This is a genomic window from Candidatus Binatus sp. (assembly GCF_036567905.1).
GTDB lineage: Bacteria > Desulfobacterota > Binatia > Binatales > Binataceae > Binatus.
Map to the genome: position 1 here is coordinate 1 of NZ_DATCTO010000026.1, position 18873 is coordinate 18873.

Genomic DNA, 18873 nt, shown 5'->3' on the forward strand with positions numbered 1-18873 from the left:
GAGAAGATGCGGGACTTCGTCCCTGTTAGAACTTAAGCGGTTCAGAGGGAGAGAGGGTGCGGGAATTTACCTCGCCCGTTCAGTCACGTGAGGCGCCGCGCGCACACGGCAAAGGGAAAAGAGCCGGGGTCCCTCGACTGCGCTCGCGATGACACAAAAGAGGAAGCGGCTTCGGTCGGGATGACACGAGAAACCAGAGCGGCCGGCGTCAGCTACGCGAAGATCCCGAGAGCAGAGACCGATTCGAAAAGATGCTAGTCTAATCGGGCCGGAGTGAGTCGGGCGATCGCTTCCTGAACAGGGAAGAGGAAAGTCCGGGCTCCATAGGGCAGGATGGCCGTTAACGGCGGCGCGGAGCGATCCGCGGAAAGTGGCACAGAAAATACACCGCCCGAAAGGGTAAGGGTGAAATGGCGGGGTAAGAGCCCACCGGCGCGCGAGTGATCGTGCGCGCATGCCAAACCCCATCCGGAGCAAGACCAAATAGGAGGCTGAGCGGCCCGCTCTTAAGGCCTCGGGTATGGTCGCATGAGCCGGCCGAGCAATCGACGGCCTAGAGGAATGATCGCCGCCCGCAAGGGCACAGAACCCGGCTTACAGACTCACTCCGGTCTTTTCAGGTTAAGGGTGTCGCGCACTATTGCGGCCCGTAGTTCGCAAATGAATCGCGCGCAATGTGCTTTTTCAGTGAACGTGCAACGTGCCGGCGTCGTGCAGGGTGCGGGCATCGATAACACAGCCGGCCTTTTTTCAGGGGACGTGCGATGCGCGGGCGTGGTGCAGGGTGCGGGTGCGCAGACGGGAGGCGGCGGCCTCGAGCGGTTTCAGAATCGCGGTGCCTGAGGTCACGTAGCGGGAGACTCGTGAGAGGGCGGCCAGGTCGCGCACGCCGGCTTCGATTTCCGGCGCGATCGCGAGCTTGACGCCGGGCGGCAGTTCGCGGGCGAAGGCCGCGACGCGCTCGATCTCGTCGAGGGTCCGGTCGCGATACTGCTCGAAGTGATGGACCAGCCGGCCGACTCCGGCGGCATCGCCGTCGTCTCTGGCGAGCGACGATCTCAATTCCGAAATTTCCGCGAGATGACTCAACGGACGCTCGGCAAAATCCGCGACGGCCGACCAGGTGCGCTCGTCGAGGAACCGATTGATCACTATCGCGGCGAGCTTGAGTCCTTCGGAGTCCATCTGGCCGAGCAGCTCACGCGCCTGGCGGATGCGATCGGGTTCCGCCGTCGTCACCATCACGAACCGAACGGCGGGCGAATGCAGCAGCGCTTCGGTCTTGCGCAGACGATCGACGATTGCGTCCATGCTGTCGGCGGCGGCTGCGAAGAAATCCGTGATGGTCGAAAGCACGCTGCCGCCGACAAAGCGTTCGAGCTCGCGCACGACAAATCGCGCCGCTTTGCTGGCGACCCTCATCGCAATCCGCCCGGCAGAGAGCGACGGCGTAAAGAGCCATCGCGCAGTCCGCGAATCGAGCAGACGAATTAGCCGCGCGGGAGTTTGCAGGAACTCGAAGGAGTGCGACGCGGGGGGAGTGTCCACGACTTCGAGTTCGAAGGCGCCGGTCTGATGAAGATCGTAAAGTTGCTGGAGCGCGGCGAAGGCTTCGGAGCCGGCGAACTCGGCAGTCAGGCTTTTGTAGAACGGATTGTCGAAAATCCTGCGGCGGGTCGCCGGGTCGGCAATAAAGCGCTCGACGATGGCGTCCCAGGCGCCGCTCACGTCGAGCATCATCGCGGAGAGCCGAAGCTGGCGGTCGAGTCCGGCCGCGGCAAGCTGCCGGCCGCCGATTCGGGTTGGCTGGCCGCCCAGGCGCGCCAGGCCGAGCGCGTCACGCAGGCGCTCGGAAGGATCGACGGTTATCACCGCGGTGTTGAGATTGGCAGATGCGCCTGCGAGTCCGAGCGCGGCGGCGATAGTGGTCTTACCGACGCCGCCGGTGCCGAGCAGAATCGGAATCGAGCCCTTGGTGAGCAGGTCTTTCAAGACAGACATCGTCTCCGTTTTCAGGGCCACGATAGCAGGCTCGGCGAATGGGCGCATCGCAGGCCAACGCGTTGTCATCGCGAGATGTAAAAGTGCCGGTGGTCGATTAGACGGCTTCACGGATGGGGAATAGAATGCTGGCCGGGGAATCAGGGGGCGCCAGATGGCAATGGAATTCGTGGCAGCAGTTGTGGTCGGTGCTTTCCTCGGGATCGCAATTGGATGGTTGCTGGCGCAGCGCAATGCGACGCGTCTCAAGGTACGGCTCGAAGAAGCCGAAAAGCGCCTTGAAGAGGAGAAAGGCCTGCTCGACAAAGCCAAGGAGCAGCTCTCTGACACTTTCCGAGCACTCGCCGCCGACGCCCTTCATCAGAACAACGACGGATTCCTGGCGCTTGCGACCGAAAGACTCAACACCGTCAGAAGCGAGGCGGCAGGCGAGCTTGAAGCGCGCAAGCAGGAAATCGAAACGCTGGTGAAACCGCTCGGCGATTCGCTCGCCGAAATGACGAAGCAAATCCGGTCGCTGGAACAGGCCCGGAGCACGGCCTACGGAACGCTGACCGAACAAGTGAGGTCGCTGATATCCACGCAGGATTTGCTCCGAACGGAGACGGGAAACCTGGTAAAGGCGCTGCGCGCTCCAATCGTGCGCGGACGATGGGGCGAAGTTCAGCTCAAGCGCGTCGTGGAATTGGCCGGGATGATCGAGCGATGCGATTTCTTTCAGCAGGAGAGCGTGGATACCGAGAGCGGAAGACTCAGGCCCGATATGCGCGTCCAGCTTCCCGGCGGCAAGAATATCGTGGTCGATGCAAAAGCGCCGCTGCAGGCGTATCTCGACGCCCTGGAAGCACCGACCGATGAGCTGCGAATGACGAAACTGAAGGAACACGCGCGCCAAGTGCGCGATCATATGGTCAAGCTGGGTGCGAAGAACTATTGGGACCATCTGCAGCCGACGCCCGAATTCGTGGTGATGTTCCTTCCGGGCGAGGCCTTCTTCAGTGCCGCGCTCGAGCAGGATCCGTCCTTAATTGAACAGGGAGTGAACCAGCGCGTGATTCTTGCCACGCCGACAACGCTGATCGCAGTGCTTCGCGCGGTGGCCTACGGATGGCGTCAGGAGCAGCTCGCGGAGAACGCGCAGCGCATCGCCGACCTTGGCAAAGATTTGTACGAGCGCATGGGCAGCATGGCCGAACACATCGAAGATATTGGCGGCGATCTCAACAGAGCCGTCGGCTCGTACAACAAGGCCATCGGTTCGCTGGAACGGATGGTGCTTCCCGCGGCGCGCCGGTTCAAGGAACTCGGCGTCGGCGGCAACAAGCAGATTCCCGAGCTGAACCCGGTCGATAACGTCCCGCGCCAGTTGGCCTCGGCAGCGTTGCCGGAAACCGAGCGCGACGAGGATTAGCCGCGCGGTGGCGTTCTTCACCTATTCCATCTCCTGGTCGGAGGGGGGCGGGGGCTTCAGTTGGCTGCGCTCCTTTCCCGCGACGATCCATTGCTCGACTTCGTGGCGCTCGCGCTTCAAGAATCCCGCAATTGCGCGCTTGAGATCCGGGTTGGAGACGTAGTGGATGCTGCGGGTGAGTGCGGGGTCGAAGCCGCGCAGCCATTTGTATTCGCCGCCGGCGCCGGGCTCGTAACGCTGAATGCCGCTCAGAATCGAGTGCTCGATGCCGGCGTAGTAGCAGACGTTGAAGTGCAGGAAGCGGACCTCGCGGAAGCATCCCCAATAGCGGCCGTACATCACGTTGGCCTTGGCCAGGTTGACGGCGCCCGCGATCAGTTCGCGTCCGGCGTACGCGCCGATGAAAACCATATTGCGCTTGAAGGACTTGCGGATGAGGTCGAAAAATTCCTCGGTGAGATATCGACGGCCCCAGTATAGCTTTTCGATCGTCGAGCAATAGATTCGATACATCTCGGGGAACATCCGATCGGGAATTTCGTCGCCCGCAACGACCCGGATGCGGATGCCCTGCTCGTCCATCGCGGCGCGTTCGTGGCGGACGGCGGTGCGCCGCTTGTGCTTGAGCCGGTTCAGATAATCGTCGAAGGTCGCGAAGCCCGCGTTATGCCAATGGTACTGATAGCCGAGCCGCTCCATGAATCCGATCGGCGCGAGCGCGGTAGCTTCGTCGGGCTGGCAAAAATTGACGTGCACACTCGACAGCTTGTTGTCTTCGCAGATGGAGGTGAGCGCGAGGCCGAGCAGATTGATGAGGCCGGCTCGATCGGCGCCCGGCGCGGTGAGAAATCGGCGTCCAGTATGCGGCGTGAACGGCACGCCGACCAGAATCTTGGGGAAGTAGCGGACGGCGGCGCGCTCGGCGGCGTCGGCCCATCCATGGTCGAAGACGAACTCGCCCATGCTGTGGGTCTTGAGGTAGAGCGGGGCCGCGGCGACGATTCGCTTGCGGGGCGCCTCTCGAACCACGAGATGATACGGGGCCCATCCGGTGCCGCGCGCTGCCGATCCGGAATGCTCCATCGCATACAGCCAATCCCATTCGACGAACGGGGAGTCGTCGGGGGCGAGCAGGGCGTCCCACGCCGCGCGGGGAATTTTGTCGATTCCCTCGACGATCGCGACTTCGAGTCTGGGCGCGGAATCATTCATGGCAAAATTTTAGTTTTTCACTCCCACCGCCTGAGCAAATCACAACGGTCAAAATATCAGACTTGTCGCAACCGAACCGATTCTGGCCGGATGCTCACCAGGCACGCTCGAATTTGATATTATATTTGCAGATGGAGCGAGGCGCTCCGAGCGACAGAGGTGCGATGGCGGATTTCGTGCGCAAGCGGATGGTTTGGGCGCGAATCACCGGCGACGACGGCGAGGGCCGCTCCGGCGGCGGCGATATCGCTACCGAGCGCAAGACCCGCACCAAGTCGAAGACCGCCAAACCACCTCTGTACAAGGTTATTTTGCTCAACGACGATTACACGCCGATGGAATTCGTGGTCGAAGTGTTGAAGGCGGTATTTCACAAGCAGCATGCCGACGCGACCCGAATCATGCTCCACGTGCATCAGAACGGGATGGGGGTGGCGGGCGTGTATCCGTTCGAAGTCGCGGAGACCAAGACGAATACCGTCGAGGAACTGGCGCGTGAGGCCGAGTATCCGCTCAAGTGCGTGATGGAAAAGGAATGACCGGGCGATAGCATCGATGGCTGCGTCGAATAACAACATCATGATCAGCCGCGAACTGCAGGTGACACTGCAACTCGCGATGAGTGAAGCCGTCAACCGGCGTCACGAGTTTGTGTGCCTGGAGCATCTGCTGTTCGCGATGCTCCACGACGTGACGACGACCGCGATTCTGAAGAATTGCGGCGCCGATCTGGACGGGCTGCAGCGCAAGCTGGCGCATTACCTCGACGAGCAGGTCGAGCGGATGCCCAAGGCCGAGGAAGTGTCGCCGCGCTACGCGATCGGGGTGCAGCGGGCGCTGCAGCGGGCGGCGTTGCACGTGCAATCGGCGGGGCGGCAGGAAATCACCGGCGGCAACGTGCTGGTCGCGATGTTCCATGAAACCGAATCGCCGGCGATTTTCTATCTGCAGGAGCAGGGCGTCACGCGCTTCGACGCGATCAATTTTATCTCGCACGGGGTTTCGAAGGCGGGCGCGGAAGACGACGAGGGCGGCGAGGAATCGGACAAGGACTCGATCGATCGCGACGGATCCGAGCACGAAGGCGGCGACGAAGAAGGCGAGCGCAAGCTGTCGCCGTCGAAGGCGCTCAATACTTACGCGATCAACCTGGCCAAGCGCGCGGCGGACGGGAAAATAGATCCGCTGATCGGGCGCAAGCAAGAACTCGAGCGTGCGGTGCACGTGCTGCTGCGCCGGCGCAAGAACAATCCGGTCTTCGTGGGCGAGGCAGGGGTCGGCAAGACCGCGCTCGCCGAAGGACTGGCGCTGGCAATTCACAAGGGCGACGTGCCCGACGCGCTCAAGGGCGTCGAGATCTACGCGCTCGACATGGGCGCGCTGCTGGCGGGGACGCGGTTTCGCGGGGACTTCGAGCAGCGGCTCAAGGCGGTCATCAAGGCGGTAGTCGGCGACTCGAAGCGGATTTTGTTCATCGACGAGATTCACACAATCGTCGGCGCCGGCGCGGCTTCGGGCGGGACTATGGATGCGTCCAACCTGCTCAAGCCCGCACTCGCGTCGGGCGACCTGCGATGTATCGGATCGACGACTTACCAGGAATACAAGCGCTCGTTCGACAAGGACAAGGCGCTGGCGCGGCGCTTCCAGCGAATCGACGTGGTCGAGCCGACGCAGGACGAGGCCGTGCAGATTCTGGGCGGCCTCAAGCCGTACTACGAGAAGCATCACAACGTCCGCTACACGAATTCGGCGCTCAGATTGGCGGTCGAGCTATCGGCGCGGTACATCAACGACCGGTTCCTGCCCGATAAAGCGATCGACGTGATGGACGAGGCTGGAGTCGCGGGGCATTTGCGCGGCGCGGGGACGACGGAACCGGTGACGGTGGGCACGCGAGACGTGGAGCGGACGGTCGCGCGGATGGCCAAGATTCCGGAGCGGACGGTGTCGGCGACCGATCGCGGACGGCTGCAGACGCTCGACGAGGATATGAAGCAGGCGGTCTTCGGCCAGGACGAGGCGATCAACGCGGTGGCGCGCGCGATCAAGCTCGGTCGCTCGGGCCTGGGCCATCCCGACAAGCCGGTCGGTGCGTTTTTGTTCGCCGGACCGACGGGCGTGGGCAAGACCGAAGTCGCGCGGCAACTGGCGAAAGTGATGGGCGTCGAGTTCATTCGCTTCGACATGAGCGAGTACATGGAGCGGCATACGGTTTCGCGCCTGATTGGCGCGCCGCCGGGATACGTCGGTTTCGATCAGGGCGGATTGCTCACCGACGCGATCAACAAGACGCCGCATTGCGTGCTGCTGCTCGACGAGATCGAAAAGGCGCATCCCGATTTGTTCAGCATCCTGTTGCAGGTGATGGATCACGCCACACTCACCGACAACAACGGGCGCAAGGCTGATTTTCGCAACGTGATCCTGGTGATGACGACCAATGCCGGCGCACAAGAACTGTCGCGCGCGATGATCGGTTTCCACGGCGGGACCGGGCAGGGAAATCCCAAGAACGTGCTGGAGAGGATGTTCGCGCCGGAGTTCAGAAACCGGCTGTCGGCGACGATCGAATTCGCACCGCTCAGTCCGCCGGTCATGGAACGGGTGGTGGACAAGTTCATCGCGGAATTGCAGGAGCGCCTCGACAAGCAGAAGGTCCGGCTTACGGTGACGTCGGCGGCGAAGAAATGGCTGGCGGAACATGGCCACGATCCGCGCTTCGGCGCGCGCCCGCTGGGGCGGTTGATTGAGAATGAGATCGCGCGGGTGCTCGCGGACGAGGTGCTGTTCGGCCTGCTGACGAAAGGCGGCAACGCGACGGCGGACCTCGACGGCGACAAGCTTAAGTTTTCGTACGAGCCGAATCCGGCGCGTCAGCCCGCCCCGGTCGCGTGAGCTAATCCGCGGCCAGGCCTGCTTCGGCGAGGCGAGCCTCGAGAAGCGGGAGGCGGTCGTGGCCCCAGAACGGCTCGCCCTCGAAGAAGAACAGCGGCACGCCGAAGACGTGGTCGGCGGCGGCCTCGTCCTGAGCGCGCTGGTAGGCGACGGCGCCCTCGCCTGAAAGATATTTGCGATAGTCGCCGGCAGACATGCCGAGGCTTGCGACTGCGCCCGCGACCGCGTCGGGCTCGTCTATCTCGAGTTCGCGGCGAAAGAACAGCTCGTAAACTCGACGGCTGTAATCGAGCAGGCGGCCGTGCTGTTCCGCGAAGAGGCCGCCGATCAGCGCCGGGGTCGTGTCGTAAACCTTCAACGGCCCGCGAATGACCAGGCCGCGCGGCTTGGCCCATCGCCGCGCGTCGAGATACGAGTATCGCGCCTTGTGTTCGGAGTAGAGACTGCGCTCGCCTTTGCCCTTGATGCGAAGCTGGAACGGAATCCATCGCAGCCGAACCCGAAACCGCTGTTCGAGCGCGAAGGCGGGATCGAATGCGAGGTAGGCGAACGGACTCTTGTAGTCCGAGTACATCTTCACTTCCTTGGCTTGCATGAGATGGATTTCGCGGCGCGGAATTTTTTTCAGCTCTGATCCGCGGGCTTTTGCAGTATGGTCGGGTGGACCCATTCGGGGCCGCCGGTTTCGGGATGATCGATGTTGTAATGCAAGCCGCGCGACTCACGCCGGCTCATCGCGGATCGCACGACCAGCTCGGCCACCATTGCCAGGTTGCGCAACTCGATCGTGTCGGCGTCGAGCAGGTGGTCCCAGTAGTAGCGGTGGATCTCGTCCTTGATCAGCTCGATGCGGCGCAGCGCGCGCTCGAGTCGCCGGTCGCTGCGCACGATGCCGACGTAGTTCCACATCAGGCGGCGAATCTCGTCCCAGCTCTGCGTGATCATCACGCGCTCCTCGCTGCGGATCGCGCGCCCGGGGTTCCACTCGGGAAATTCGGGCGGCGCGCCGCCTCCCGAGGCGACGATTTCGCGCGCCGCGGCAAACCCGCGCCGGCCCATCACGGCGGCCTCGAGCAGCGAGTTCGAGGCGAGCCGGTTGGCGCCGTGCAGCCCGGTCATAGCGACCTCGCCGGCTGCGTACAGGCGCGCAATCGAGGTGCGACCGTCGAGATCGGTCTGCACCCCGCCGCACATATAGTGCGCCGCGGGGACCACCGGAATTGGTCCTTTGGTGAGGTCATATCCAAAGCTCAAGCATCGCTTGAAGATATTCGGGAACCGCCGCCGGATGAAATCGGCGTCGCGATGGCTCAAATCGAGATACACGAAGTCCAGCCCGCGACGTTTCATCTCGGAATCGATCGCGCGGGCAACCACGTCGCGCGGCGCCAGCTCGGCGTCGGGATGGTAGCGCTTCATGAACGCGGCGCCGTCGGGCAATTTCAGAATCGCGCCCTCGCCGCGAAGCGCCTCCGAGATGAGAAACGACTTGGCGGCGGGATGATACAGGCAGGTGGGATGGAATTGGTAGAACTCGAGGTTGGCGACCGCCGCGCCGGCCCGATACGCCATCGCGACGCCGTCGCCCGACGCGATATCGGGATTGGTGGTGTAAAGATAGACCTTGCCGGCGCCGCCCGTCGCCAGCATCGTCGCGCGCGAAATCACTTTGCGGATTTCGTGAGTGTTGCGGTCGAGCGCATAGACGCCCCAGCATGCGCCCGGCTTTCCGGCGGTGGCAGTCTCGACCAGCAGATTGATCGCGACGTGATTTTCCAAAGTGCGGATGTTCGGCCGCGCGGCGGCGGCCTCGGTCAGCGCACGCATTATTTCGCGGCCGGTCAGGTCCTGCGCGTGCAGCACGCGGCGATGGCTATGCCCACCTTCCTGGCCCAGATCGTATTCGAGTTCGCTGTCGTCGGGTCCGCCGGTCTCGACCCGGGTGAAGCGAGTGCCGAGCCGGATCAACTCGCGGATCGCCTCGGGACCCTCGCGAACGATGGTCTCGACCGCGGCGCGATCGCACAAGCCGGCGCCGGCCCGCAGCGTGTCCTCGATGTGCGATTCGAACGAGTCGTCAACGCTCCACACACTGGCGATACCGCCCTGCGCGTAGGCGGTGTTGGCCTCGGAACTGCCGGCCTTGGTGAGGACGGTGACAGTGCCGGCTTCGGCCGCCTTGATCGCGAAGGTCAGGCCCGCGATGCCGCCGCCGATTACCAGGAAGTCGCTGGACAGTTGCGCATTATGCCTCATCAGGTGGCCTCGGGCGCGCCGGCAGGGTGAATCGCGGAGCGCGGGTTGTGTCAAAATGACGCTACTCGGTCTGCGCTCGGCCAGTCAAGGCGATCGAGCGGCTGCGATTTGCCACCTTGTTTCGATTCAAATATTCTCGAAGGTGCGGATCACAGCGAAAAACGAAACCTTCGCTTCGCAGTTTCGTAGAGTTGAAGACAGGCCAAGCCCGTGCCGATGACACCGCCAAATATCCTCACGCTGCTGCGGATCGCCACCGCGCCGGTCCTGATCTGGATTCTGATGCACAGCGGGCCGGGCGCTTCGTGGCTTGCGGCCGGGGTGTTCTTCATCGCAACGGTCAGCGATTTTTTCGACGGCTACCTCGCGCGCAGCTACGACTCGGTCACCACGCTCGGCAAGTTTCTCGATCCGATGGCCGACAAGCTGGTGGTCGCGACGGCGCTGATCATGCTCGCCGGGATGGCGCGGACGCCGCACGTGCCGGCGTGGATGGTGGTGGTGCTGGTGACGCGCGAAATAATGGTGACGGGACTGCGCGCGGTGGCGGCGGCCGAAGGGTTAATCGTGGCCGCCGAGGAGCTGGGCAAGTACAAGATGGCGTTGCAGTCGATCGCGATTCAGGGTCTGCTGATTCATTACACGTATTGGCACGTCGATTTCTTCGCCGCCGGGATGTTCGTGCTGTGGATCGCGATGGCGGTGAGCGTGTGGTCGTGCGTCGATTACTACGTGCGCGTGGTCGTGGCGCTGCGGCCAAAACCAATTGCCGCGGCGGGCAAGCGGGCGGCGATTTGACAGACGCTCCCGCGCCGGATAATCAAATGGATTTGTCGTTGTCGCGCCGGTCTGGAGAGCGGGTGTAGCTCAGTTGGTAGAGCGCGTGCTTGCCAAGCACGAGGTCGTCGGTTCGAAACCGATCACCCGCTCCAATAAATCGGCAATCAATTCAACACCTTTTCGGGCTGCTCGGCGCTCTCGGTCGTTTCACTCTGTGCCGACTGTGCCCATTTTTGTGCCTCTGCGCCGGTAAAACCCGCCGATTCAAGGGTTTCGATGGCCTCGCGCTTCGCTTGGGCTCGGATATGCGAATAGCGCTCCAGCATCCGTTTTGAGACGTGGCCGGCAAGCGCCGTGATGGTCTGCTCGCTGACGTTGGGATTCTCGGCGAGCCGCGAAATGAAAGTGTGCCGGGCGTCGTGCCAGCGATAATTGAGCTTTGCCGCTGTCCGCGCCACGTTCCAGGCCGTCTTCCATTCGCCGATCGGCTTTGTCAGGTCGAGATCGTATAGCGCGGGCTTTCGCTTGTTGCCGGCGAACCCGACGCAATGCTGCGGGAAAGCGTAGGAGTCGAGCCCGGCGTCCGGGAACCGCGATAGCCATAGGCTCAGCACCGCGCAGGCGCGCCGCGTCAACGGGACCATGCGGCCAGTGCCGCCCTCAGTCTTGGAGCGCGAGACCACGACGGTGCCCGACTCGATGAAACCGTTGGCCCACGTCAGGTGGAGATCCCGGCGCCGCAAGTGGCGCAGCTCTGATGCCCGAAGTCCGGTATCGACCGCCATCACAAACAGCGGGAGCAACGCCGGGGAGCGGCTTTGCCGGATGGCGTCGAGCAGCTTATCCTCATCCTCGCGGCTTATAGATCGCCCAACATCCCGGCGCTCGGCCTTGAATTTCACCGCCCCATTTTCGGCGAGGGCATTCCAAAGCCGGTGGCGCTTGAGAATCTGGCGCAACACGCCGACCTCTGCGTTGATGGTGCGGCCGGACAGGCCATCCTTCGCTCGGCGTTCTTGCAGCTCCGCAATATCGTCCGCGGATACGTCGCAGACCAGGCGCTTGCCGAAGATGGCGGACAGGCTGTGAACGTACTGGCGATAGTGAAATACCGTGTGTTCGGAACGCGGACTTTTCGTAGCGAGCCATTGTTCGGCCGCAACCGAGAACAGCGGCATGCGCTCGCGTTTTGGAATCCGGTTGAACGACTTCTCAAGCTCGCGCCGTCGCGCCCGCTCTGCGTCTCGCGCAACCGTCTTCGATTCGGTCTTCGCGCTCTCGCGAATCACCTGTCCTTCGAATCGAAACTTGAACCAGCACACCTTGCCGCGCTTGTAAACGCTCATTTTCGATTTTTCCTTTCGTCGGGATAAAATTTGTCCGCGATTTTCGTAAGGGGTTCCAGTCGGCGCTGTTCCTGGGCCGCTGTCTCTTCGTTGCTTGACGGGGGAATCTTAACGGCCGCCGCTACGACCTCGGCAATGAACTGAGCCTGACGGTGACGCTCGGCTGGGTCCGCTGGCGCCTCCGGGATCGGAACCGCAAGCTGTATCATTTCATCGCGGCTCAGCGGTCGCGAAGTGACGCGCGCGCGCGGATTGCCGGGCTTCGCATTGACCACAACGCGGTGCAAGCCAAGGTGCGGCTCGGGAACGCGAAAGAAATAGCCGACGGGAACCTCGAACAAGCGCGCGAGCGCGACGATTTCGTCCGCGTTGAAGCGCCTTATCTGACGGCCGGAAAGAGAGCGCTCCATTTTCGAGAACGCCGCGCGGCTGAGACGGTAGCCAAGAAGCGGCTTAAGAAGTCGCGCCGTTTCCTGCTGGGACCATCCGCGCGCGCGCCGCGCATTTTCGAGATTCCACGCTACTAGCTGACATGGAGAGAGTGTCACCCGCTTTGTGTCTGCCTTCTTCACTTCGCGAATTATCTCGCGTCCTGGCGGTAGTGTCAACCGTATAGTTGATTATTCATATGTATGGTTGCTTTCGAGCGCGCCGCAATTTATTTCTATTCTCATGAAGCATGAAACTAAGGCACAAAATGGCACTGAACCACTCACCGTTGAAGCAGCGGCAGAGGCGCTAGGAGTCTCCATACACACGATCCGCGCTTGGCTGTCGCGCCGAAAGCTTGGACATCTGAAGTTGGGCCGCTCAGTGCGCGTTCCGCGCGAGGAAGTCGAGCGGCTGCTACGCGACAGTTTCGTTCCGGCCTGTCAGAACGCGCGCTGAAACGCCGCCGTACCGTGAGCCTTCGCGTCCAGGAAGTTGTCCGAAAGCACTCAAAGCTTACCGGATGGGCGAAGCCAGTCCTGATGGCGATCGCTCACTACGCGCGCGATGACGGCAAGGGAGCATCCCCCGGCGTCCCGACTATAGCGCGTGACTGTGGACTGAGGAGCACGCGAAGCGTTCAAAAAGCCCTCGACAAGGCGCGCGCTGCCGGCGAGTTGGAAATCATCTACAACTACGGGCCAAGCGGGACAAACCTATACCGCGTGAGGCTTGAGAATCTGGGATGCGCGGCGCCGGCTCGATCACGACGATCCGCAGCCCCCGCAAAATCTGCGGGGTCCATCCCCCCCGCAAAATCTGCGGACGAGGGATCTGTCTTTAAGGGAAGTCAGTATTCTTCTAAGGCTAGAAGACAGAATCAGCCGGTACGCGACTCGCCGGATGCATTTGCAGAGAGGGCATCTGCGAACGGGTATCTGACCTGTCCGGATTGCGGACGATACGGAGAGAAGTGCAACTGCGATTCCGAATTTCAAGCAGGATTTGACCGGGCAATGCGCGCCGCGCTGGATGCGGGGCGGCCGGCCCCGGCGCAGCTCTCATCCGGAGAGGCGCTGCGTCGCGCCTACTTCCAAGAGCAGTAGCACGCGGAGCCTTGGGTGACGGCTCCCGAGCCGGACGGCCGCATCCCCGGCGAGATTCTGGCGGCGCTCCAGGTGGCACACACGCCGCTCCAATAAGTCGCGCGGCGCTTATCACGCGAATCTAGGGGTTTCCCCTTATGGCAGAGGCTAATTCCGCGAGCCGGCCGAGCAGGAAATACCAGACTCGCGGCAACGCGCAAATGAGCGCGATCGCGTCCACCCGGAACCAGCAGTCGGACAAGTTTCGCTCGCGTTTGTCATTTTCGCCAGCGATGCGATCGGCGAAGCGGTGCATCTCATCGTACCAAGCCCGGACCTTCGCCGCCGGGTAATGCTCTACCCCGATTGTTGCACCCGGAGGTATCGGCACCACATCTACCCCACCCACGGCCTTCCAAGCCTCAAGAGCGTCGGGATGGCACGACTGCACCGGCACTCCATTTGAACTAATTTCCAAATGGCCGCTTCGCTCTCTAGACGGTCCAAACGTCCAGCTCCGTCGGACCGCTTCGCAGTCCTTGACGAGCGCATCGATCCGCTGAGTCGCACGCGAATAATTCCAAAACCCGACGAGCAGAATCATCCCGGCGCCGAGAAAGCCAGCCAGCATGAGGTAAGTCGCGATCCGCCTGCGCCGCTGCATTGATATACCTATGAAGCCGGACCGAAGATAATCTGAACGATATCGGTGTCAGGCGGGGCGCCCGCAGTCACTGAGACCGTTGGAATCGGTGCGCCGCTCACCTTCAATTGCTTGGCCGTGAACTTAGCGATCATTTCGTCGTAGCTGTTCATAACCACCAGATCGCCATGGGTGTCGAATGCTATTCCCCATGGTGCGTCAAAGATGGCGCTACTCAACTTCACCATCGGAGCGGGGTTGCCAGAGCTGGTCAGTTGATCCTTCGCATACTCCACGACCGTGTCCGCTGGCCAGTTGGAGACCCAAAGGTCGCCCTTCTTATCGAACGCGATCTCTCCTGGAACGTCGAGGCTCGTGCCGCTGCCGTCGTCGGACAGCAAGACCTTGGGCGTCTTGCTACCGCCGCTCGTCAGTTGGTTGGCGGAGAATTCGGCGATCTGATTATTGACCACACTATCTACCCACGCATTCCCAGCGTTGTCGAACGTCACAAAGTCCGGGTTCAGACCGGAGAAAGTGATGACTACGTGGGGCGTTACATCTCCACTGCCCGCAGCCAACTGTGCTTTTGACAGTTCATCGATAGAGCCGTTTAAGACGTCCGCCACCCACAGGTTACCCTGATGATCGAAGTTGCAACCGATGATATCTGAGAACGTAGAGGTACTTGTGATGATCACTCCGGGCGTTGGGCTCGGATCGTGTTTTAGGTCCTTGAGTTGCTTGGCAGTGAATCGCACTACCTCGTCGATGTCGATAACGGCCCAAAGGTTATGAGACTTGTCAAAGGCAAGACCTGTCACGTTGCCAAACGTGTTCAGATCAATTGGCGTCGGCATCCCACTCTTGGCGAGTTGTCCTGGTGTGTATGACTCGATGCCGCCACCCCAGAACGATATCCACAGGTTCGCGCAACGTGCCTCCGACGGTGTGCCGCAAGCCAGCATCAGAAACACAATGGCCGCGAGCAGCCGGCGCGAGCGAAAAATAGCGACTGCGATTTTCTTCATTGCGACACCTTTTGCTTCGGGTTGTGCGACTTTTGCGATCAAAGAAGTCCGTGCTTTCCTCGCCTCACGCGCGCGTGCTACGCACGCCGCCGCTTTCAGGGATAATTCCTTGGACTGCGGCGCTGTGCGTCCAGAATCAGCATCTCACGCCGCATCAAATATTCCGGATCGTACAAACCGGCTGGCAGCAGGTTACGGCGCAATAATTCGTCGCGCTGAATTTCCCGCACTCGCGGCTGTGTCAAAGTTTTTCCTCTGCCGGTAATTCCGAGCCGCCTTCGCCGCTCGCAGGCACGCTTTCGCGCTTCCCACGCGCGCTCGAGATTCGGAAACCCGAGTTCTCGCCAGAACGCCGCGCGATGCCGTCCGCCAATTATTCGGCGGGACGTGACCCAGCGCTCTTTCCCGCTCATCTGCGCCCAGGTTTTTCCCGGCGCGTGCCGGCCATGCGGAAAATAAATTTTGAGGGTTTTTTGCCGGGGCACCGAATTATTTTCCAGCAGTTTTTTTCTCAGATTTTTTATACCCCGACGTGCGCGCGAATGCCATGCAGCGCATCTTTCGACGCCCGCGGGCTCGACGGCCGCTCGGTTATTCCGCGGCGAGAGAACCGTCCACCGATGCGTCGCACGGCCACGGAAGCGGCCCTGAGAGGCGCGATCGGTCGTCGGCTCGACGTTGCCATCATCACGCGCGGAGAGGAGCGCGGCGATCGCCCAAATCGCTGTGCCGAATTCTGTGCCCTACCTGAATAACAAACGGTATGAAATGGTCGCGGTCGTCTTCTCTTCTCGAACCCCAAAACGCGAGACGTTTGCGATACCCTTTGCTGCTGACTAATATGCTCGCGACGACTCTGGAACGATTGCCAAGCACGAGGTCGTCGGTTCGAAACCGATCACCCGCTCCATGAATCGCGACGGACGGCCTCTTTGGGCTGTGCACGCCCTGGACTCGATCTCACATCACACCGGGGGATGAGGTCTCTTCTCCATGTCCGAGAAAGTAAGCCCGCTGGCGGGAAAACCTGTCGATCAATCGCAACTCGTCGATGTCCCCCGTTTAATCACCGCTTACTTCGCCTGCAAGCCCGACGCCGGCAATCCCGCGCAACGAGTCGCGTTCGGCACCTCGGGGCATCGCGGCTCCTCGTTCGACAGCGCGTTCAACGAAGCGCACATCCTGGCGATCAGCCAGGCGATTTGTCTCTATCGCAAAAGTCAAAATATCAACGGTCCGCTCTACCTCGGGATGGACACGCATGCGCTCTCGGTCCCGGCGCTGGCCAGTGCGCTCGAAGTGCTGGCTGCCAACGGGGTCGAGACGATGGTGGATAGCGGGGGCGGATACACGCCGACGCCAGCGATTTCGCACGCGATCCTGACTTACAATCGCGGGCGCAAGAGCGGGCTGGCGGACGGGATCGTGATCACGCCGTCGCACAATCCGCCGTGCGATGGCGGCTTCAAGTACAACCCGCCCAACGGCGGCCCGGCTGATTCCGCCGTCACCGATTGGATTGGGAATACAGCCAACGAATTTCTCAAGGCCAGCCTCGCCGGGGTGCGGCGCGTTGCGTACGAGCGGGCGCGCACGGCGGCGACGGTTCATAGCCACGATTACATCGGCGCTTACGTCGGCGACCTGGGCAACGTCGTTGACATGGAGTCGATTCGCGGCGCGGGTGTGCAGGTCGGAATCGATCCGCTCGGCGGCGCGGCGGTGCGCTATTGGCCCGCGGTGATCGAAAAGTACGGAATCAAGGCGACGGTGGTCAGCGACGTGGTCGATCCGACGTTTCGCTTCATGACCGCGGACTGGGACGGGAAGATCAGGATGGATTGCTCGTCGCAGTACGCGATGACGCGCTTGCTTGCGATTCGCGATCGTTTCGATGTCGCGTTCGCCAATGACACCGATGCCGACCGGCATGGAATAGTCACTCGCTCGAGCGGACTGATGAATCCGAATCACTATCTCGCGGTCGCGATCTCATACCTGTTTCGCAATCGAACCCGATGGCGCAAAGATGCGGCGGTCGGCAAGACTGTGGTGAGCAGCGCCATGATCGATCGCGTCGCGGCGAGCCTTGAACGCAAGCTCATCGAGACTCCCGTCGGCTTCAAGTGGTTCGTGGACGGGCTGATCGATGGTTCGGTCGGATTTTGCGGCGAGGAAAGCGCCGGCGCCTCATTTCTGCGAACCGATGGAACGGTGTGGACGACAGACAAGGACGGGCTGATCCTCGGCTTGCTGGCGGCCGAGATGACCGCGCGCGCGGGGCGCGACCCCGGCGCGGCGTACGATGACTTGACGCGTGAGTTCGGCGCGCCGGCGTACGAGCGTATCGACGCGCCCGCCACGCTTGCGCAGAAGGAAATTCTAAAGAAGCTGACACCCGGGCAACTGAATGAGCGCGAGCTTGCGGGCGAGAAAATTGTCAAAACGTTGACGATTGCGCCCGGCAATGGAGCGGCAATCGGTGGAATCAAGGTGATCGCGCAGAGCGGATGGTTCGCGGCGCGTCCGTCGGGCACTGAAGAGGTTTACAAGATATACGCGGAGAGTTTTCGCGGGGTCGATCATCTGCATCGGATTCAGGGGCAAGCGCAGGAACTCATCGCGCGAGTCTTCAAGCAGGCCGAATCGTCGCCACCGGCGCCCACCGGCGGCAACTGATGTGCGGGCGATTCACAATCACGCGCCGCGACGGCAATTCGATAGCGGCTGAACTCGGCGTCCCGGCGGACTCGTTCGTCGATTATCGGCCGCGCTACAACCTCGCGCCGATGCAGAAACATTTCATAGTCAGGATCAAGTACGAAAATCGCGAAGTGATTCCCGCCACGTGGGGCCTGGTCAAGAGCGGCGCGAAGGACGCCAGCATGGCAGCCAAGTGCATCAACGCGCGATCGGAGACGGTCGAGGCGCGGCCCGCATTTCGCGACGCGTTCCAAAAGCGGCGATGCGTGGTGCCGGCCGATGGATTCTTCGAATGGAGCGGGCCGAAGACCGCGCGACAGCCGGCCTGGTTCCATCGCGAGGATAGCCGGCTCGTCCTGTTCGCCGGACTTTACGAGGCATGGCAGAAGGAGCCGAGCGTGTGGGAGACGACGTTCACGATCATCACGACCGCGGCCAACGCCGTGGTCGGGCAGTATCACGATCGGATGCCGGTGATACTTGCAGATCGCGACGCCGACGACTGGATGGACCCGCGCGCGGCGGATCCGCTCGCGCTCAAGCGGCTGCTGGTTCCCGCGCCGGCTGACTTGCTGATCGCGACTCCGGTGTCGCCCAAGATCAACAATGTACATAACGATTCGCCCGAGCTGCTGGAGCCCGCGGGACAGACTCTCCGCTGAGCCTGTCGATCCGAAGCGGCCAGGCAGTCGGCGAAGGTCGATAGAACGCGCGCTCGATGCGAAGATCAGGCTGCGGCGGGCGCGATTCTGAGCGATCGAATCGAGCTGAAAAGGGCAAATCCTACCATCCGTAGTGGTTTTGGGACGGCTGCGCTCTAGGGCTAGCTTTGTTCCGTCAAAATTACCCGTTGGCACGGGTAGCCAATGTTAAGAAAAAGGAGCCAGCGCGCTGGATAGGGATCGGCAGCTTCATCCTCTTAACAGCATGCGAGGGGAGCGGAGGTCGCCCGATTTCGGGCGAGCCGGGCGAGTACGGGACATCCTGGCGGTTGACCATTGCGAATGTGTAGCACGCCGAATCCGGCGGCGTCAGGCTGAATGGTTCATCCCTGGCAGGGCTGAGCCCTGGCCGTTGG

Annotated in this window: 16 protein-coding genes, 1 tRNA gene and 1 other RNA gene; 11 read left to right on the forward strand and 7 right to left on the reverse strand. The window is 61.9% G+C overall.

Annotated features, from left to right (window positions below):
* Positions 1 to 270: 270 nt before the first annotated feature.
* Positions 271 to 613, forward strand: an RNA gene (gene rnpB, locus VIO10_RS03910) — RNase P RNA component class A.
* A gap of 137 nt (positions 614 to 750) precedes the next feature.
* On the opposite strand, the gene VIO10_RS03915 is transcribed toward rnpB, so the two are convergent.
* A complete protein-coding gene (locus tag VIO10_RS03915; protein WP_331959652.1) occupies positions 751 to 2001 on the reverse strand; it encodes an ArsA family ATPase in 1251 nt (416 codons plus the stop codon).
* Positions 2002 to 2155: 154 nt separating this feature from the next.
* Here VIO10_RS03915 and VIO10_RS03920 point away from each other — a divergent pair, with 154 nt between their 5' ends.
* On the forward strand, positions 2156 to 3412 hold the full coding sequence (locus VIO10_RS03920; RefSeq protein WP_331959655.1) for a DNA recombination protein RmuC: 1257 nt from the start codon (positions 2156 to 2158) through the stop codon (positions 3410 to 3412).
* A 21-nt stretch (positions 3413 to 3433) separates the two neighbouring features.
* On the opposite strand, the gene VIO10_RS03925 is transcribed toward VIO10_RS03920, so the two are convergent.
* Positions 3434 to 4624: a GNAT family N-acetyltransferase gene (locus tag VIO10_RS03925; protein ID WP_331959658.1), complete on the reverse strand. Its 1191-nt coding sequence runs from the start codon at positions 4622 to 4624 to the stop codon at positions 3434 to 3436.
* Between the two features lie 131 nt (positions 4625 to 4755).
* On the opposite strand from VIO10_RS03925, the gene clpS reads away from it, so the two are divergent.
* Positions 4756 to 5163, forward strand: a complete 408-nt coding sequence (clpS, locus tag VIO10_RS03930; RefSeq protein ID WP_331959661.1) for an ATP-dependent Clp protease adapter ClpS — start codon at positions 4756 to 4758, stop codon at positions 5161 to 5163.
* A gap of 40 nt (positions 5164 to 5203) precedes the next feature.
* The gene (clpA, locus tag VIO10_RS03935) at positions 5204 to 7522 is read left to right on the forward strand and encodes an ATP-dependent Clp protease ATP-binding subunit ClpA (RefSeq protein ID WP_414645314.1); all 2319 of its coding nucleotides are present in this window, start codon (positions 5204 to 5206) and stop codon (positions 7520 to 7522) included.
* A gap of 1 nt (position 7523) precedes the next feature.
* On the opposite strand, the gene VIO10_RS03940 is transcribed toward clpA, so the two are convergent.
* Entirely contained in the window at positions 7524 to 8117 is a 594-nt protein-coding gene (locus VIO10_RS03940) for a 2-hydroxychromene-2-carboxylate isomerase (RefSeq protein WP_331959667.1), read from the reverse strand.
* A gap of 29 nt (positions 8118 to 8146) precedes the next feature.
* On the reverse strand, positions 8147 to 9778 hold the full coding sequence (gene nadB / locus VIO10_RS03945; RefSeq protein ID WP_331959670.1) for an L-aspartate oxidase: 1632 nt from the start codon (positions 9776 to 9778) through the stop codon (positions 8147 to 8149).
* Between the two features lie 216 nt (positions 9779 to 9994).
* Here nadB and pgsA point away from each other — a divergent pair, with 216 nt between their 5' ends.
* Together pgsA and VIO10_RS03955 are read left to right on the forward strand one after the other, a co-directional pair.
* Complete coding sequence (gene pgsA / locus VIO10_RS03950; protein WP_331959673.1) at positions 9995 to 10576, forward strand: CDP-diacylglycerol--glycerol-3-phosphate 3-phosphatidyltransferase; 582 nt, start codon at positions 9995 to 9997, stop codon at positions 10574 to 10576.
* Between the two features lie 58 nt (positions 10577 to 10634).
* Positions 10635 to 10710 (forward strand) — tRNA-Gly (locus tag VIO10_RS03955).
* A 12-nt stretch (positions 10711 to 10722) separates the two neighbouring features.
* Here VIO10_RS03955 and VIO10_RS03960 read toward each other — a convergent pair.
* Positions 10723 to 11847 (reverse strand): site-specific integrase, encoded by a 1125-nt coding sequence (locus VIO10_RS03960; protein WP_331959676.1) that lies wholly within the window; start codon positions 11845 to 11847, stop codon positions 10723 to 10725.
* 209 nt (positions 11848 to 12056) lie between these two features.
* On the opposite strand from VIO10_RS03960, the gene VIO10_RS03965 reads away from it, so the two are divergent.
* The 3 genes from VIO10_RS03965 to VIO10_RS16285 all read left to right on the forward strand — a co-directional run bounded on the left by VIO10_RS03965 (position 12057) and on the right by VIO10_RS16285 (position 13439).
* The gene (locus VIO10_RS03965) at positions 12057 to 12431 is read left to right on the forward strand and encodes a hypothetical protein (protein ID WP_331959679.1); all 375 of its coding nucleotides are present in this window, start codon (positions 12057 to 12059) and stop codon (positions 12429 to 12431) included.
* Between the two features lie 145 nt (positions 12432 to 12576).
* Positions 12577 to 12792, forward strand: a complete 216-nt coding sequence (locus tag VIO10_RS16280; RefSeq protein WP_414645312.1) for a helix-turn-helix domain-containing protein — start codon at positions 12577 to 12579, stop codon at positions 12790 to 12792.
* A gap of 14 nt (positions 12793 to 12806) precedes the next feature.
* Positions 12807 to 13439 (forward strand): helix-turn-helix domain-containing protein, encoded by a 633-nt coding sequence (locus tag VIO10_RS16285; RefSeq protein ID WP_414645313.1) that lies wholly within the window; start codon positions 12807 to 12809, stop codon positions 13437 to 13439.
* A gap of 121 nt (positions 13440 to 13560) precedes the next feature.
* Here the strand turns inward: VIO10_RS16285 and VIO10_RS03970 are convergent, their stop codons facing one another.
* Both VIO10_RS03970 and VIO10_RS03975 read right to left on the reverse strand, forming a co-directional pair.
* The gene (locus VIO10_RS03970; RefSeq protein WP_331959682.1) at positions 13561 to 14049 is read right to left on the reverse strand and encodes a hypothetical protein; all 489 of its coding nucleotides are present in this window, start codon (positions 14047 to 14049) and stop codon (positions 13561 to 13563) included.
* Between the two features lie 41 nt (positions 14050 to 14090).
* On the reverse strand, positions 14091 to 15092 hold the full coding sequence (locus VIO10_RS03975) for a hypothetical protein (RefSeq protein ID WP_331959685.1): 1002 nt from the start codon (positions 15090 to 15092) through the stop codon (positions 14091 to 14093).
* A 993-nt stretch (positions 15093 to 16085) separates the two neighbouring features.
* On the opposite strand from VIO10_RS03975, the gene pgm reads away from it, so the two are divergent.
* Positions 16086 to 17771 (forward strand): phosphoglucomutase (alpha-D-glucose-1,6-bisphosphate-dependent), encoded by a 1686-nt coding sequence (gene pgm, locus VIO10_RS03980; protein WP_331959687.1) that lies wholly within the window; start codon positions 16086 to 16088, stop codon positions 17769 to 17771.
* Entirely contained in the window at positions 17771 to 18457 is a 687-nt protein-coding gene (locus tag VIO10_RS03985; RefSeq protein ID WP_331959690.1) for an SOS response-associated peptidase, read from the forward strand. Before pgm ends, VIO10_RS03985 begins: the two co-directional genes overlap by 1 nt.
* Positions 18458 to 18873 lie beyond the last annotated feature (416 nt).

Coding starts and splice junctions, on each gene's coding strand:
- VIO10_RS16280 (WP_414645312.1), top strand. CDS start 12,577: ATGAAGCATGAAACTAAGGCACAAAATGGCACTGAACCACTCACCGTT.
- pgm (WP_331959687.1), top strand. CDS start 16,086: ATGTCCGAGAAAGTAAGCCCGCTGGCGGGAAAACCTGTCGATCAATCG.
- clpA (WP_414645314.1), top strand. CDS start 5,204: ATGATCAGCCGCGAACTGCAGGTGACACTGCAACTCGCGATGAGTGAA.
- VIO10_RS03975 (WP_331959685.1), bottom strand. CDS start 15,092: ATGAAGAAAATCGCAGTCGCTATTTTTCGCTCGCGCCGGCTGCTCGCG.
- clpS (WP_331959661.1), top strand. CDS start 4,756: ATGGAGCGAGGCGCTCCGAGCGACAGAGGTGCGATGGCGGATTTCGTG.
- VIO10_RS03970 (WP_331959682.1), bottom strand. CDS start 14,049: ATGCTGGCTGGCTTTCTCGGCGCCGGGATGATTCTGCTCGTCGGGTTT.
- VIO10_RS03915 (WP_331959652.1), bottom strand. CDS start 2,001: ATGTCTGTCTTGAAAGACCTGCTCACCAAGGGCTCGATTCCGATTCTG.
- VIO10_RS03920 (WP_331959655.1), top strand. CDS start 2,156: ATGGCAATGGAATTCGTGGCAGCAGTTGTGGTCGGTGCTTTCCTCGGG.
- VIO10_RS03985 (WP_331959690.1), top strand. CDS start 17,771: ATGTGCGGGCGATTCACAATCACGCGCCGCGACGGCAATTCGATAGCG.
- nadB (WP_331959670.1), bottom strand. CDS start 9,778: ATGAGGCATAATGCGCAACTGTCCAGCGACTTCCTGGTAATCGGCGGC.
- VIO10_RS03940 (WP_331959667.1), bottom strand. CDS start 8,117: ATGCAAGCCAAGGAAGTGAAGATGTACTCGGACTACAAGAGTCCGTTC.
- VIO10_RS03925 (WP_331959658.1), bottom strand. CDS start 4,624: ATGAATGATTCCGCGCCCAGACTCGAAGTCGCGATCGTCGAGGGAATC.
- pgsA (WP_331959673.1), top strand. CDS start 9,995: ATGACACCGCCAAATATCCTCACGCTGCTGCGGATCGCCACCGCGCCG.